General features: G+C 36.2%; 19 protein-coding genes. 4 read left to right on the top strand and 15 right to left on the bottom strand.

Features of this window, described 5'->3' with window-relative positions; all coding sequences use genetic code 11:
• The 4 genes from V7164_RS08225 to prsW form a co-directional block, all read right to left on the bottom strand.
• On the bottom strand, positions 1-131 hold a 131-nt coding region (locus tag V7164_RS08225), incomplete at its 3' end, for a flagellar brake domain-containing protein (RefSeq protein WP_335353857.1).
• Between the two features lie 129 nt (positions 132-260).
• On the bottom strand, positions 261-1,610 hold the full coding sequence (gene ypeB / locus V7164_RS08220) for a germination protein YpeB (RefSeq protein ID WP_335353856.1): 1,350 nt from the start codon (positions 1,608-1,610) through the stop codon (positions 261-263).
• A gap of 14 nt (positions 1,611-1,624) precedes the next feature.
• Positions 1,625-2,455 (bottom strand): spore cortex-lytic enzyme, encoded by an 831-nt coding sequence (sleB, locus tag V7164_RS08215; protein ID WP_335346396.1) that lies wholly within the window; start codon positions 2,453-2,455, stop codon positions 1,625-1,627.
• A 130-nt stretch (positions 2,456-2,585) separates the two neighbouring features.
• Positions 2,586-3,257 (bottom strand): glutamic-type intramembrane protease PrsW, encoded by a 672-nt coding sequence (gene prsW / locus V7164_RS08210; RefSeq protein WP_335346395.1) that lies wholly within the window; start codon positions 3,255-3,257, stop codon positions 2,586-2,588.
• A 250-nt stretch (positions 3,258-3,507) separates the two neighbouring features.
• Here prsW and V7164_RS08205 point away from each other — a divergent pair, with 250 nt between their 5' ends.
• The gene (locus V7164_RS08205; RefSeq protein WP_335346394.1) at positions 3,508-4,485 is read left to right on the top strand and encodes an asparaginase; all 978 of its coding nucleotides are present in this window, start codon (positions 3,508-3,510) and stop codon (positions 4,483-4,485) included.
• Positions 4,486-4,528: 43 nt separating this feature from the next.
• On the opposite strand, the gene V7164_RS08200 is transcribed toward V7164_RS08205, so the two are convergent.
• The 6 genes from V7164_RS08200 to V7164_RS08175 all read right to left on the bottom strand — a co-directional run bounded on the left by V7164_RS08200 (position 4,529) and on the right by V7164_RS08175 (position 9,694).
• Positions 4,529-5,500, bottom strand: a complete 972-nt coding sequence (locus V7164_RS08200) for a YpdA family putative bacillithiol disulfide reductase (RefSeq protein ID WP_335353855.1) — start codon at positions 5,498-5,500, stop codon at positions 4,529-4,531.
• A gap of 79 nt (positions 5,501-5,579) precedes the next feature.
• A complete protein-coding gene (locus tag V7164_RS08195) occupies positions 5,580-6,854 on the bottom strand; it encodes a Glu/Leu/Phe/Val family dehydrogenase (RefSeq protein ID WP_066294204.1) in 1,275 nt (424 codons plus the stop codon).
• 215 nt (positions 6,855-7,069) lie between these two features.
• Positions 7,070-7,651 carry a genetic competence negative regulator gene (locus V7164_RS08190; RefSeq protein ID WP_335353854.1) on the bottom strand — a complete coding sequence of 194 codons (582 nt, stop codon included), beginning with the start codon at positions 7,649-7,651 and terminating at the stop codon, positions 7,070-7,072.
• 142 nt (positions 7,652-7,793) lie between these two features.
• Entirely contained in the window at positions 7,794-8,570 is a 777-nt protein-coding gene (locus tag V7164_RS08185; RefSeq protein WP_335346391.1) for a metallophosphoesterase, read from the bottom strand.
• 26 nt (positions 8,571-8,596) lie between these two features.
• Positions 8,597-8,986, bottom strand: a complete 390-nt coding sequence (locus V7164_RS08180) for a hypothetical protein (protein WP_335353853.1) — start codon at positions 8,984-8,986, stop codon at positions 8,597-8,599.
• A 75-nt stretch (positions 8,987-9,061) separates the two neighbouring features.
• Positions 9,062-9,694 carry a CBS domain-containing protein gene (locus V7164_RS08175; RefSeq protein ID WP_335346389.1) on the bottom strand — a complete coding sequence of 211 codons (633 nt, stop codon included), beginning with the start codon at positions 9,692-9,694 and terminating at the stop codon, positions 9,062-9,064.
• 135 nt (positions 9,695-9,829) lie between these two features.
• Between V7164_RS08175 and V7164_RS08170 the strand changes: the two genes are divergently transcribed.
• The 3 genes from V7164_RS08170 (at position 9,830) to V7164_RS08160 (ending at position 10,961) form a co-directional block, all read left to right on the top strand.
• On the top strand, positions 9,830-10,060 hold the full coding sequence (locus tag V7164_RS08170; protein WP_335346388.1) for a spore coat associated protein CotJA: 231 nt from the start codon (positions 9,830-9,832) through the stop codon (positions 10,058-10,060).
• Entirely contained in the window at positions 10,057-10,317 is a 261-nt protein-coding gene (locus V7164_RS08165) for a spore coat protein CotJB (protein ID WP_335346387.1), read from the top strand. Before V7164_RS08170 ends, V7164_RS08165 begins: the two co-directional genes overlap by 4 nt.
• A gap of 74 nt (positions 10,318-10,391) precedes the next feature.
• Positions 10,392-10,961, top strand: coding sequence for a manganese catalase family protein (locus V7164_RS08160; RefSeq protein ID WP_335346386.1), 570 nt, complete (start codon positions 10,392-10,394; stop codon positions 10,959-10,961).
• 48 nt (positions 10,962-11,009) lie between these two features.
• Here V7164_RS08160 and V7164_RS08155 read toward each other — a convergent pair whose 3' ends face one another.
• The 5 genes from V7164_RS08155 to V7164_RS08135 all read right to left on the bottom strand — a co-directional run bounded on the left by V7164_RS08155 (position 11,010) and on the right by V7164_RS08135 (position 15,400).
• Positions 11,010-11,468 (bottom strand): YpbF family protein, encoded by a 459-nt coding sequence (locus tag V7164_RS08155; protein ID WP_335346385.1) that lies wholly within the window; start codon positions 11,466-11,468, stop codon positions 11,010-11,012.
• A 102-nt stretch (positions 11,469-11,570) separates the two neighbouring features.
• A complete protein-coding gene (locus tag V7164_RS08150; protein ID WP_335346384.1) occupies positions 11,571-12,248 on the bottom strand; it encodes a LysM peptidoglycan-binding domain-containing protein in 678 nt (225 codons plus the stop codon).
• The gene (locus V7164_RS08145) at positions 12,245-12,859 is read right to left on the bottom strand and encodes a CPBP family intramembrane glutamic endopeptidase (RefSeq protein WP_335353852.1); all 615 of its coding nucleotides are present in this window, start codon (positions 12,857-12,859) and stop codon (positions 12,245-12,247) included. The genes V7164_RS08150 and V7164_RS08145 overlap by 4 nt, the downstream gene beginning before the upstream one ends.
• Positions 12,856-14,361 (bottom strand): RecQ family ATP-dependent DNA helicase, encoded by a 1,506-nt coding sequence (locus V7164_RS08140; protein WP_335353851.1) that lies wholly within the window; start codon positions 14,359-14,361, stop codon positions 12,856-12,858. The genes V7164_RS08145 and V7164_RS08140 overlap by 4 nt, the downstream gene beginning before the upstream one ends.
• Complete coding sequence (locus V7164_RS08135) at positions 14,351-15,400, bottom strand: helix-turn-helix domain-containing protein (protein ID WP_335353850.1); 1,050 nt, start codon at positions 15,398-15,400, stop codon at positions 14,351-14,353. The genes V7164_RS08140 and V7164_RS08135 overlap by 11 nt, the downstream gene beginning before the upstream one ends.
• Positions 15,401-15,576: the final 176 nt, after the last annotated feature.

The raw sequence follows: 15,576 nt of genomic DNA, 5'->3' as shown, positions 1-15,576 counted from the left end.
TTCGTATTCATATTTATCGGATAATCGATATATACCGAATTGTCCCCTTTTTCTAAAATTTTGCATTTGTATTTCTCAACACTTTTCGAATACCTCGGTTCTAAAAAAAGTACATCACCAATTTTTATCATGCTGACCACACTTTCTCTGTCCATTTTCTTTCAATAGGATAATCTTGTCATTTTATTATGACATGTATACTAGTGTTTGTACATCGACATTTATATGCAAAAAGAAAAGGAAAGGCTTAAGACCTTTCCTTAAAGAACATCTTCATAAATCGGTTCTGCATTTTTTAGTTTTTCAACAAGTTCTTCATGCCCATTTTCTGCATTAATAAAGATCCGGTACGTATCGTTACCAAGTGTGCCAAGGAACTCATAACAGAGAACCTCTTTCCCTAAATCATTTTCAATAACTGCAAGCCTGTTTTCCATAACTTTAACTTGAGGATTTATATCAGAACGAGCATTTTCAAGAGAAATGGCCGGTTTCTGAATGATTCTATTGTGGTTGCTTTTCAAATAGTTCCCTGCTGAAAACCCAACGATATTCCCATTATCTAATGCAACCTTTACTTTAATGGAGTCTGGATAAATTCTAATATCATCCTGCTTTGAAACGAAGTTAAATACTCCTGTATGATTGTACTGTGCACTTTCAAAAAGTTCCAAACCATTAAATCCATTATCATTCAGAAATTTAAGTGCTTGATTGCTTGCCTCATTCAAGCTTATTGTTTGTTTATTTATATCTCTTGAGAGAATAAACCAGATTGGATATCCGCCTTTTTTAGTAATATCCATGTTGGCTTCTTGTTTTGTTTTCTGATTCAAAATAGATACACTATAAAATCCATAATCAGAGCCTTTTCCATTCTCTGTCACTTGAACGGCAACATCATTATTAAAACCTGAATATTTTTTAGCAATATTGATTGCATCTTGCTGTGAAATCACCTTGCCTTTTATGTTTTTAAAATTGTTAGCTTCCTTCTCTAAACTGACTTTTGTTGGGCCAAGATCCGTTTCTCCGTAGCCCTCGACTGTTTTTTCTACCGTTTTGAATCCGTCAATAATGGTATTATCAGCATTTTCTTTGCCTGTAGCAATTGCCATTTCTACATCCATCCAGCGAAGATTATTTTTGAGAACTAAGTGCTGCACTTTCCGTAATTCTTTCTGGATCTCAGCAGAGTTGGAATATAATTTTTTTAGGTTCTCATATTCTTTATCAGTTAATGGTTCCTTATCTAAATCCCTAACAGCCGTCCTGTAACTAAAATCACCAATATTTGCAAGAAACTCCTCTGTTTTATTAAATGGCAATAACGTTAGCGGCAGCTGACCGACATTTGTATGTGCCTCTGATGTAAGTCTCCAAACATCAGCCAAAGCTGGAGATAAGGATTTACGGGAATTCATTGCCAATGTTGTTCCGATCTTATCATGCAGTAAATCTACATTATACGTTAAGCTGTGGAAGGCATTCTGATAATTATTTTCCGCGTTCATTAAGATTGCATTTTTTTCACGATGCTCTTGATAGCCCCAAAATGCAGTTCCAGCCACACCTAATGTAAGTACGCCAATTAATATTCCTCTAATCAATATTCCTCACCTCTTTATTTGCAAAAAATATGTTTCCCAATCCGCTTAATTTGCGGACGTGTCCAAATCCATGCACTAGTTGCAGTATCAGGATTAAAATAATAAAGTGCCTGTCCTGTAGGGTCCCAGCCATTAATGGCATCAATAACAGCTTCTTTTGCTCTCTCATTAGGAGTAAGCCAAATCTGGCCATCTGCCACAGCAGTAAATGCTCCTGGTTCAAAAATTACGCCTGATACGGTATTCGGGAATGATGCACTGTTTACACGGTTCAAAATAACAGCCGCTACTGCCACTTGCCCTGTATATGGCTCTCCTCTTGCTTCACCATAAACAGCATTAGCCATTAATTGAATATCATTTTGCGAAAAACCGTTAGGCATATTAGCTGCTGTTGGTTTTTGGGCTGTTTGATTCTTTGCAGGAGCAGGCGTACTTTTTGCTGGTTTTTTTTGCGATTCGAGATTTACTCCCCCGTAATGAGTAAATTTATTGCCTTTGGCAATTTGCTCCTTTACAAATTGCTGATTATATTTAGATGCCTTGACGAGCTTGTTTTTCGTATCAGCTCCTGCCATCCCATCAATTTCGAGTCCAAATTCATATTGAAAATTTCTTAAAGCCCAATACGTTCCCCATCCAAATACCCCATCGATCTTTCCGTTGTAAAATCCTAAGTATTGCAGTCTTGACTGTAATTCAATTACATCATCTCCAACAGCTCCTTGCTGAATGACTTGATTGGTAAAAGCTGTTGCCCTCTGCTCGTTTCCACTCATAGGGACTAAAATCATACAAATAGAGACAATAAGAATTACTTTAGTAAACAAAAAGTTCTTTTTCATGAATCGTACCTCCAAAGTAAATCTTGATGACATTATCTCTATATTTTGTAGTAGCTGGTTTTTTATGCAAATCCCTTGTTATTTTTTGACGAATAAAAAAAACTCCTCATTTATGAATGAAGAGTTGCTTTTAGTAGTTTAGCTGGTTCTCTATATGTTTCGCGCTTAATTCGCGGGCCTTCTTAACCTTTCTTAATCCAAACCACCAAAGAAATATCATGAATGGGAACATAATGATCAGCCAATTTTCTTGGGTAATCAGGATGAAGTCATACGTACCGTGAAGAATAACAGGAAATAGGAAGGAAAGCATAAGCCATTTCGCCTTAGAGGTTGCTGAAAATTTCCCTTTTCCTATATAATAGCCCATAATAACACCAAATAAAGCATGACTGGAAACAGGCAGAAGCGCTCGGCCAATCGCATGCTCTAAGCCATGGGAAATAAGATACAAGATGTTTTCCAACGAAGCAAACCCTAATGATACAGATGCACCATATACAATACCATCATATGGTTCATCAAAATCAACATGCTGATAGACTGCATAAAACAGGATAAACCATTTAAAAAATTCTTCCAGCATCCCTGAAGAAAGAAATGCATTTATAAAGCTTGATTGTATATTGTACTCTGTTTCCAGAACATATTGAATAAACGCAATGGGGAAAACAAGAATTGCACCAAATAAAAAGGTCCTAAAAACTGTAAAAACCGGCTCAGAGCCATATTGATCTTTCAAATAAAAATAGCTTAATAGCGCTAATCCAGGGGCAATACCCGCAGATAAAATACCAAGCATGTACTGTCCTCTTTTCTATAAATTAATGAGGTCATTTCCCCAATATGCAGCTAAATTTCATCATTAGCAATGAATTTTTGTACCATTATCCATTACTTTTATCGTAACATGATGAAGGAAGAAAGAAAATGGATTATCAAATTTTGGAATAAGAAATATGTTAAATCTCTAAAATAGTAAACTTTCATTCAATTATACACTTTTTACACTAAATTAGTTTTATATTTTTGTAAAGTTGGAGGTATTCAATATGCAAAAGAAAAAAATTCTTGTTATACATACAGGCGGAACGATTTCAATGAGTGAAGATGCATCTACTGGAGCTGTTAAGCCGTCTGAAAGCAATCCGATTACGGAAAAAACGAAAGAACTGCTTACACTAGCAGACATTATTATCGAGGAGCCATTTCATCTTCCTTCCCCGCATATTACTCCTGTGGAAATGCTTATGCTGAAGGATCTAATTAATCGCTATTTAGAGAAAAAAGAAATCTCTGGAGTCGTAATTACACATGGAACAGATACACTAGAGGAAACAGCGTATTTCCTGCACTTAACAGTTCAGACTTCTCTGCCCATTGTCGTAACAGGTGCTATGAGGTCAAGCAATGAAATTGGTGCAGACGGCCTCTACAATTTAATTACTTCTATTAAAGTTGCTTCATGTGAAGAGGCAAAATATAAAGGAGTTCTTGTCGTATTGAACGATGAGATTCATACGGCAGAGAATGTTACGAAGACTCATACAAGTAATGTTTCCACCTTCCAAAGTCCTCAATATGGACCGATTGGAATCGTGACAAAAAGAGGCGTGTTTTTCCACCATCTGCCAACGAACAATGAATTTTATGACATTGATCATGTATCGACACGCGTTGCCTTAATAAAAGCACATGCTGGGATGGATTCAACACTTCTGTTTGCCATCCGTGACTTAAACTATCAGGGAGTAGTTATTGAGGCATTAGGTCAAGGGAATTTGCCGCCTGCAACAGTAGAAGGGATTAAGGCCCTTATAGAAAAAAACATACCTGTTGTCATCGTATCCAGATGCTTTAATGGAATAGCCCAAGACGTTTATAGTTATGAAGGCGGAGGAAAAAAACTTAAAGATTTAGGAGTCATTTTTTCCAATGGCTTAAATGGTCAGAAAGCACGAATCAAACTGCTCGTTGGTTTAGCCACCACCAATAGCAGTAAAGAAATTGAAGAGATGTTCATGGTTTAATGGTGAATGTAAAAGAAATCGGCGAAAAATGCCGATTTCTTTTTTACTTCTTATATTCTTTATTGACGATTGCCTTTGCAATTAAATCACCATGAAACCGGCCATTTTCAATAAAAATTTCATTCGCATTATTGCCAGCAGCAATGACACCAGCAATATAAATCCCTTCGACATTTGTTTCCATTGTCTCAATATTAAATATCGGCCTTCCTGTCTCGGAATCAATATGGACGCCCATCGCTTGCAGAAAGTGATGGTCTGGATGGTAGCCTGTCATGGCAAATACAAAATCATTTTTTATCTCAAAACATTCTTCTATTACTGTATAAATCACTTTATCGTTTAAAATCTCCTTCACATGCGCATTGAATTCCATTTTGATCACCCCATTACGGATTAGGGAATCAAACTCAGGCAAGATCCATGGCTTTACACTTGGTGAATATTCGCTTCCCCTATAAATAACTGTAACTCTCGCACCAGCTTTCACTAATTCTAATGCAGCATCCACACTAGAATTTTTTCCGCCTACTACTATGACATCTTTATTAAAATACGGATGGGCTTCTTTAAAATAATGAAATACCTTAGGCAATCCTTCACCTGGAACATTCATGTAATTCGGATGATCATAATAGCCTGTTGCAATTATTACATTCTTCGACCTGTATTCATCCTTATCTGTCATTACTAAAAATCCGCTTTCTTGTTTCGTAACCGACAAAACCTTTTCGTAAGCATTTATTTGGATTTTTTTTCGTTTAACAACTTCTCGATAATAGGACAACGCTTCGTTTCTTCTTGGTTTATAGTCAACTGTAATAAAAGGCACTCCGCCAATTTCCAGCTTTTCACTAGTACTAAAAAAAGTTTGATGTGTTGGATAATGGTAAATGGCATTAACGATATTTCCTTTTTCAATCACAAGCGGATTCATTCTTATTTCCTGAAGAGAAATCGCAGCTGCTAACCCACACGGACCTCCCCCTACAATAATTGCTTCTTCACATTTCATTTTTAGTTCTCCCTTCAATAAATAAAAATCTCCCATCAAATATGATAGGAGATTTTTCATTAAGATTCAAATAATGAACTTATACCCAGCCGCGGAATCTTGATGCCTCAGCCATTTTGCGCACGCCAACCATATAAGCAGCAAGACGCATATCTACACGGCGGGATTGTGAAGTTTCATAAATATTATTAAAGGATTGTACTAAAATCTTTTCAAGCTTTTCTGCAATTTCTTCTTCTGACCAGTAGTAGCCTTGGTTATTTTGCACCCACTCGAAGTAAGAAACTGTAACACCGCCTGCAGACGCTAATACATCTGGAACGAGAAGAATTCCACGCTCAGTTAAAATTTGCGTAGCCTCTAATGTAGTTGGCCCATTTGCTGCTTCTACTACAATTTTCGCTTTAATGTTATGTGCGTTTTCATCCGTAATTTGGTTTTCAATTGCAGCTGGAACTAAAATATCACAGTCTAATTCTAAAAGCTCTTTATTTGTAATTGTATCATTAAATAAATTAGTTACTGTTCCGAAGCTATCGCGGCGGTCTAATAAATAATCAATATCAAGTCCATTAGGATCATGTAATGCACCGTAAGCATCAGAAATACCAATCACTTTTGCACCAGCGTCATGAAGGAACTTAGATAAGAAGCTTCCTGCGTTACCAAAGCCTTGAACTACAACACGAGCACCTTCTAATTCAATGCCGCGCTTCTTAGCAGCTTCTCTAATACAAATTGTTACCCCTTTAGCTGTTGCTGTCTCACGGCCGTGAGATCCACCTAGTACTAATGGCTTTCCAGTAATAAAGCCTGGTGAATTAAATTCATCCATTCTGCTGTACTCGTCCATCATCCATGCCATAATTTGTGAATTTGTAAATACATCTGGCGCTGGAATGTCTTTTGTAGGTCCAACGATTTGGCTTATGGCACGTACATATCCACGGCTCAAAGCTTCTAATTCACGGAATGACATATTACGCGGGTCGCAGATAATACCGCCCTTACCACCGCCATATGGCAAATCAACAATACCACATTTTAAACTCATCCAAATCGATAGAGCTTTAACTTCCTTTTCAGTAACACCAGGATGGAAACGAATTCCACCTTTTGTAGGCCCAACCGCATCATTATGCTGTGCCCGGTAGCCGGTAAAGACTTTAACTGTTCCATCATCCATCCGGACTGGGATTTTAACTGTCATCATTCGAAGAGGCTCTTTTAATAATTCAAACACCTCATCAGAATAACCTAGCTTTTCCAAAGCCTTATGAATAACCGTTTGCGTTGACTTTAATACGTCAAGCTTGTCTTCTTTTTTAGTATCAGTACCATGATTGGCTACCATTAGTAAACCTCCTAAAAATCACTATCATTTGTTGTTCGCTTCCATGCAATAGTATACACCTTTGATTAATATATGCAAGATAGTAGAAATATTTTTCCGCATTTTTTGATAATTTTATGTAACCGTTTTTACTATTGTTTTATTAAGGAAAAAATCATTTTTTAAATAAACGGCAGATTAGTTTGGAAAGGGAGAAAACGATCCTCCCTCCTCTATTAATTACGAAAGAAATGCATAAGTTTCTCCACAGCCTGATCTTTCATTATTTCCGTTCCATATTCTTCTACCACATGAATACTTATAATAGCTGGATTCCCATACTCCGCTATAATAGCTATAAGTTTATTTTTATCGTCCGGATTTTGGTTTTTCAGATGAATATAATAATGATTATTATAAGCATACAAGCTTGTGTTTGTTATGTTTAATATATGAAGACGCCTTGCCAGCTGAATGACATTTTCGAAGTCTTCCAATTCAAAGAATAATTCCTCGCTGCCATCCATGATAACCTGCATTTCTATAAAGCCATCTTGAAGCAGTTCCTCATCATTCTGATCCTCCATCGTTACGATCATAATCATCCCTTGTGCCTGCATGGAGAATATCTCTACTGCAACAGAGCCTTGAATTTCTACCCCAAATTCTTCACTTGCCTCTTCAAGCATATCATGGAAAAGCTGATGCCATTTCATCGAATCCTTCCAAATATCTTCTTTCGTTAGCCCTCTTTCCGATAAATCATCTTGAGTTAGAAAAATTTTGATTTTGTTATAATTTAAACGTTCTAAGCGCATGTAACTGCCCCCTGCCGTGAACTAACTCTTTTATTTAGTGTATGACAGAAACAAAGGATGGTGAGTCGTCTAAGTTATTTACCTTATGCGCTTTAATTTGCCTTTACCTCATTACTGTAAAGAAGACAAGCATAGGCCTCCCCTAATTCCCATTATTTAACGTGATTAAATGTGTTTCTGCTTTTGCTCCTAATCTTAATGGCAAAGCGGTTGTTCCATAACCATTACTTATTAATAATGTCGTTTCCTTTCGTTTTTTTATACCCCCTTTTTCATAAGGACTGTAGCCCAAAATATGTATTTGCCCTCCATGTGTATGACCGCTTAACACTAAGGATATTTGATGTTCTTTTTTTATTTTGCTCATAATTTGAGGACTATGGCTTACTAAAACTCTAAAGCCTGTTTGACCCGCATCAAGTAAAGCGAGATCAAGTCTATCGCGTTTTTTACTCATATCGTCAACACCTAACAATATGAATTTATCACCTGTTTCTGATTCAAAGGATACTGCAGTATTATCAAGAACCTTAACGCCAAAATCCAAAAATATAGTATCTAGCTCACGAAAATTTACTTCGTAATCATTATTGCCCCATACAAAATAAACAGGGCCTAATGTTTTTAGTTTAGCTAAATTTTCTTTTACTCTTTGAAGCGGAACTCCTTTTTCAACTAAGTCGCCGCCAATAATAATGATATTTGGTTTCAATAAACGAACTTCCTCAATAATTTTATCTGAGATGACTCTCTTATGTATGTCAGAAATGAAAAAAATCTTGACTTCACCAAAGCTTGCTGGAAATTCTTTGAAGGACAGATCATTTAATATGACTCGATCTGCATTCGCTTCCCTATACATAAATGCAATAAACCCTATTCCTATTAATACTAAAATGATAACTATTGTAAAAATCATAATGCTCCTGCCCCGCAATCTGTTATCTATACTTTTGCTAGTTTAAGTTCCCTGAAATCTATAGAAATAATACCATAAAGAATAGAAAAACAGAAAAATACAACTGTTTGCCAAAATCCTAATAAGAATAAGGTGATAAAGCCTGCCAGAAAAAACAAAGAAAACAATAAATTAAATAGCGTTGTCTTGCGTTTCATAAATAACTGAACTGTTTGGATGACCTCTTCACCAATCAACTCAGCATTTGTCAGAAAGCCAATAATGAAGACAACTGCAGAAGCAAAAAATGGAACTGGCTTCAAAATGCAAGCAGCCAAAATTTCCGTAAGCCCTGATGGAACACTAATTGGAAACCACTCAATAAACAGTAAACCACAAAGGAAGCCGCCAATAAGCTGAACTGTTTTACGCAACAAGAAAATCCCTCCCATAAAATTGTATGAGGGGGATTATTCTTTATTGCTTTGATTTATTATTCAATCGGACAACTATTACTCTTCATGAACATCAAGAATTCTGAATCCTGAATCCTCAAGCTTTTCGAGGAATTTCTTTATATTGTCTTTCTTTTCTACCTTCATTACAATCCTGCGTACTAGTTTATCTGTTTCGTCAAATGTGACGATCGAAATGATCTGTTCATGAAACTGACGGGCAATCTCAGATAATCTCGCTAATCTTCCTTCTGTTTCAGAAGCGGTAAACGCAATTCTAACACCTGGTTTGTTCATACCGAATGCAGATTGAAACTGGGCAAGAACATCAAAACGCGTTACGACCCCTAAAAACCTTTGCTTCTCATCAAGAACAGCCAATAGCGGAAAGTCCTTTAAACTTAGCAAGGTTTTTTCGAAGATCTCATTCCCCTTAAGATATTGATCCTGATGTGTAGCGATGTCTTCTGCCTTCGTATTCTGTAAAAAATCTTCCTTTATTTGTTTAGATTTAAAGTAATTTTCATAGATCCCATATCTGGTAATCATTCCGACATAGTTGTCACCATTTAAAACTGGCAATCCATCGATTTGATGCTCCTCTAATTTGTCAAGGGTTTCTTTAATTGTTGATTCATGATTAATTGTATAACTAGAATATTTAGGAATCATAACGCTTTTTACAAACATTCCACTCACCCCAGAGAATTATTTACGATAATGTATTAAATATTCGATAACAGCCATTAATATACCTTCATAATCAAACATGATTGCAGACATTTAGTCATAAGATTGAATGATACAAATTGAAGGAGGGATTGCATGTTTACACCTGTAAAGACCTACCATCCGTATGTCAGTCCTTTTGATCCTTGTGAACCGATTCGTGTAAAAACGTTTTCGACACCCCCACATCTTTATATGGGTTTCCAGCCGCCAAACTTACCGCAATTTACGCCAATGGAAGCTTTACGACATGGAACTCTTTGGAAAGCTTTTTATGATCCCTATTATAGCCCGTATGAGAAGGCTAAGGAGGAAGCCTCTACATGAAACAGATGCCTGCAGAATATTATCAATTATTAGAACAGCTTCAGGTAGTTGACTTTGTCTTAGTTGAACTCACTTTATACCTAGATACTCATAATGGGGACGAAGATGCGATTAACCAATTTAATCATTATGTTAGCGAAAGAAAAAAGATTAGAAAGCTGTTTGAAAGCCAATTTGGTCCGCTCATGCAATTCGGTCACAGTTATTCAGGCAAACCATGGAACTGGGATGACTCGCCATGGCCATGGCAAGTTTAAGAACGCCTTAGCCCAGGGGCTGAAGCTACCGATTTGTCTTAATTGCAAAATTTTTATGAAAGGGCGGGAAAATTATGTGGGTTTATGAAAAAAAGCTGCAATATCCAGTTCGAGTAAGCACATGTAACCCGAAGCTGGCTAAATTCTTAATTGAACAATACGGCGGAGCAGATGGTGAGCTTGCAGCTGCTTTAAGGTACTTAAATCAGCGTTATACTATCCCAGATAAAGTGATTGGTCTCCTTACAGATATTGGTACAGAGGAGTTTGCCCATCTAGAAATGATTGCAACGATGGTATATAAGCTTACAAAGGATGCAACACCAGAGCAAATGAAAGAGGCAGGCCTAGGTGCTCACTACGCAAACCACGACAATGCTCTCTATTACGAAAATGCTGGTGGGGTTCCTTTTACAGCAACTTATATTCAAGCTAAAGGAGATCCAATAGCAGACTTATATGAGGATATTGCCGCAGAAGAAAAAGCGAGAGCAACTTATCAATGGATTATCAACATGAGTGATGATGTAGATCTAAATGACGGTCTCCGGTTCTTAAGAGAGAGGGAAATTATTCATTCGCAAAGATTCCGAGAAGCAGTTGAAATTCTGAAAGATGAACAAGGGAAGAAGAGAATATTTTAATATATGAGAAAAGAAGCGGCCATGTATAAAGCAGCTTCTTTTTTCAATCTATTTATTTTCATGATACAAATTAATATCATAATTCGCCTTCATCATTTCAAAAACGACATGTCTGTTTTTCCACTCGTCTTCCTTTTTCCAAAGATCTTTGCTTTTATCAATTATTTCGCATCTGAGTGCATGGTACTCCTTCTCAGCCTTCTCTCTTTTCTCCTTCAATAAATTCATTAAGCCATATAACCCAAATGTAAATATAAGGAAATAAAGATTAGCCGATTGGTTAACGAAAACCGAAAACATGGCCGAAAATGAATAGGAGAAAGGCTTCATTACCGTTTTATAAATATAAAAAAGATAAATGAAGGAAGAAAACATTGTTGCCCACATCGTAATTAAATGCCTTAGCTTAAAAGTGTCAAATTTCTTTTTCCTTTCAACCACTTTTTGAAGCATCTGCCTAGTAGCTTGATCTGTTCGATCATCAAGCAGTTTTATTGATGATTCCATAATCCCCCTCCGTTCACCAAGGCTAACCTTAAACCCTGACAACACTCTTTTCTACTTAATGTATGAGCTTGTACAGCATTATATGATAGGGAGATTTGGAATCTATTGTTTAGGTATTTTCAATACTTGACCAGCTTGAATCTCATTATTTTTTAAGTTGTTTGCTTTTTTAATAATATCCATGCCGTCCTGAGAATTATAGTATTTCAATGCGATCCGAAACATGTTTTCATTAGGTTTGACAGTATGATAAATAATTTCCTTTTGCTCCGCTTGCTGATTATCCTTCGCTTGTTGGTTTTCATCGGTTTCAGCAGGCTTAGCAGAACCTTTATCTTCAGAATCACTTATTATTGGAGTTTCAGAGGCAGGAATAGAGGGTTCCTTTTCCTCATTTTCGACTTTACCATCGGTGTTTCCCGGATCTTCTTCTCTTTCTTCAATGATCGTTCCTTTTTCTTCTTTTTGTTCTTGCTCTTCAAATCCTATTGTTTCAAATCCGTTTTGGGTGCTTGCTTTTTCAGCTCCTCCATTATCATTCTTTTGCAAATAGTTATACATACTATAAATAGTAATCGGCAGTAAGATAAACAGTAATGCCAGAAGGCGAATAACAGGGTATTTGACCTTCCATTTATTTTTCTTTCTCTTTTCCCGGTGAAGCCTGCTTCTCGGCGGTAAAGTTTCCTTTTTTTGGATAGGTTCCTCACTATCCCAATTTCTATTAACCTTTTTCCGAAGGCGTTCAGCCTGATCCCTGTATGGGCCCTCTTTGTTCATGAAACATCCCTTCCTGTGTTCCCGCTTTTGGAACCTGTATTATGACGGTATTTTATAATTAGTCCGAGTAAAAAATCAATAATAAAATGTGTAAAAATAGTCACGAATAAATTGTTTGTTATCAAGAAAATATAGCCGATAAAAAAGCTTAGTACAACAACATTTAAGAACAAAAACCAATTAAATAAATAGCGGTAATGGACAACTGCAAAAATCAGACTGGAAAAAACAAGTCCAACATGAGTCTGAATGATACCTCTGAATAATAATTCCTCGCAAAAAGCAACGATTGCAGCGATTAAAGCAATATGAAAAACACTACGATTGCGAAAAACTCTTTCATTTAAGCCCCCATCATCGTATAGGGATGGCGGAAGGAGCTTCATAAGAATTACATCCAAGAGAACGACTGCTAATCCAGCTGTTCCGCCGATAAATAATATATTCATATCGCCAATCTTAAAAAGATTAAGTACATCAGAAAAACGATTAAATAATATCAAACTTAAAATAAATGAAATGGCTAATAGGATAAATTGCGTTAAATATAGATGAAAAAGCAGTTCTCGATCTGATAGCTCTTTAATGATTCCTGTATATTTTTCTTTCATGTAATTCGCCTGCTTAAAAGTATTTCTCCCAAATGGTCTTTCCAATTAAAAGAGGATTCGATCTTGGTTTTCTCTTCTTTTTCAATAGAAGTATAAAATTTTGAATAATTAACACCGCATAGGTCGCAGCAATCCTCTATCTCTATTGTGTTATCTTCTTGAAAATACTTCAAGATATTTTTTCTGCGACATTCCGTTAATTGCGTCCAAACAAACATTTCATAAATCTTTTTCCTTTTGACCTGAATACGCTCTTTAATAAATGATTTTATTTGAGTACTAAATTGATCTAGTTGATCCTCCCTAACTTCCTCAAGCAAATCACGAGTAATTCGCCATTGAGTGTCTGTTAACCCAGAAATTCTTCTGATTTCTTCCTCATATGCTGGCAATTGCTTTAATGCATGCTGATTGTCTCCTAGCCAATTAAACAGCCAGTTAATCTGCTCTACTGTCGGCAGCTCTCCTTCAGAAAGCTGGTAAGGCAGCTGTTCATCCCCAGGCGAAAACAGCAAAACGGCAAGGCTTTTCCTTCCGTCCCTTCCCGCTCTCCCAATTTCCTGCAAATAGGATTCAAGCTGAAGTGGCATATGAAAATGTATAATAAAACGGATATTATCTTTATTAATTCCCATTCCAAATGCACTTGTCGCACAGATTACATCTAATTGTCCTTGAATAAATTGCTGTTGAATTAATATTCTTGCCTCCTGTTCCATTCCACCATGGTATGCGGCAACATTAGAAACTCCGCTTTCCTTTAAGTATACGGCCATTTGTTCAGACATTTTCTTGCTTGAAAAGTAGACAATCCCTGAACCACTTAGAGAATGGACGAGTTCAACAAGCCTGTCCTTTTTTTCTTGAAAGGAATTTATCGTTTCAACAGTAAGTGAAATATTAGGACGGTCAACAGAATAAATAAATTCCTTCCAACTTTCCCATGATAGTGACGCAATTATATCATCTTTAACCTCTCGTGTTGCCGTTGCAGTTAAAGCTAATGTCAGCGGGTTTCCTAGTTTTTCTCTAACTTCGCCAAGCTTTAAATAATCAGGTCTGAAATCATACCCCCATTGCGAAATGCAATGGGCTTCATCAATGACAAATAAAGCAATATTAAGATTACATAGCCTCTTTATGACATGATCAAGACGCAGCATTTCTGGGGATAGGAAAATAAATTTATATTTATTTAACTGTGATAATGCACGATTTTTTTCTTCTGCGGATAAAAAGGAATTAAATGCAATGACCCTTTTCTCCCCATTCATCATTAATTGTTCGGCTTGATCCTGCATTAATGATAAGAGTGGTGAGATGATAATCACTTGTCCATTTAATGCATAACCAGATAATTGATAACATAGTGATTTTCCTGTTCCGGTAGGAAGCATAGCGATTGTATGATTCCCTTCCAGTATAGAAGAAATAACTTCCTTTTGACCTGTTCTAAATGCAGTATAGTTAAAATGATGCTGTAATAATTTTTCAAGCTTCATTTTCTTCACCTACTCTAGCTAATGTTAAGCGTATTTCGAAATAATCTGCATTTGGAACTAATTCACGAATTTGCTTTAATTGTTTAGTGGAATTTGTCTTAACGGCTTCTAAAATCAAATGCTGTTTTTCCTTACTCACAAAAGGAGTAATTTCAAAACTCTTATTATTCAGGGCTATTTCAACGATATGATCCTCTATCGTGCTTCTCTTAAGCCTTCGAGTCTGAACAATAGCATTTAATCCCATGCCATTCTTTAATAATGAGTACGTCCTTCTAGCAGTCTGTGTCAATGAAACTAACAGCGATTCTTCCGAAATAAATCTGCTTAAAAGCGGGTAATTTTCTGGTTTTAATTGGATAGTTTCCAGCATAAAATGAATCAAGCTTCTAAATTGGACATAATATACGTCAAGTTCCATTTTCAAACGTTCAGCAGCTTGTAAAGGAGTTAGTCCAATAATTTCGTAACCAGTCAATCTCATGATGAGTACAGAAGGATCTATTTCCTTATTCTTTTCAAGGCAATTGACTAACTCGATGTATAGTTTCTGGCATAATGCGTCTCTGTTTAAGGACGTTTGCTGCAGAAAATTCTTTACCCAAAAGTGAACCTCTTTTTTTCGCTGGATAGGAAGATATTTTGTTTCTCTGCTTTTTAAGTAGGATATGACCTGTATCGTGAGGGATAATCTTTCCCAAAAAAGCTCGGTAACTTGATGGAACTTCAAACCGTTTAAGGAGCTCGGAATCGGCTGCTTCGTCAATGTTTCTTCCAGAAACCGTGTACCTTCTATTGATAGACGATAGCATTGCTCGGAAATTTGGATAATGAACCCTCTGTTCTTAATTTGACTTACAATATGATCTAAATCTTTTCGCTCAAGAAAAGGAAAAGAATTGAAGAGGTTCGTTAATTGGAAAAAATGAGCATCTTGAATCGTTTGGGCAGATTTTTTCCCTTTCAGAAGATGTAAGATTGAATATATGGATCGCTGACCATCAATTTTGTGTAAACAATATAAAACTATCAAATTCAAATATGAATCCTTCATAAGATCACACCATTTATATTACTTTTTGGGACATACTAACAATTAATCATCTTCTATATCTTATCATGAATAGAAAATATGAGCCTCTATAATTCTGATTATTGTTAGAACCTTATTATGATAAGCATTCTCAATACTTTTACTATTGAAATGTTTGCCAT

The sequence above is a fragment of the Bacillus sp. JJ1474 genome (genome assembly GCF_036965225.1).
Lineage (GTDB): Bacteria > Bacillota > Bacilli > Bacillales > Cytobacillaceae > Cytobacillus.
Note: the sequence above shows the minus strand (reverse complement) of the source record. Positions and strands in the feature narration are given on the sequence as shown.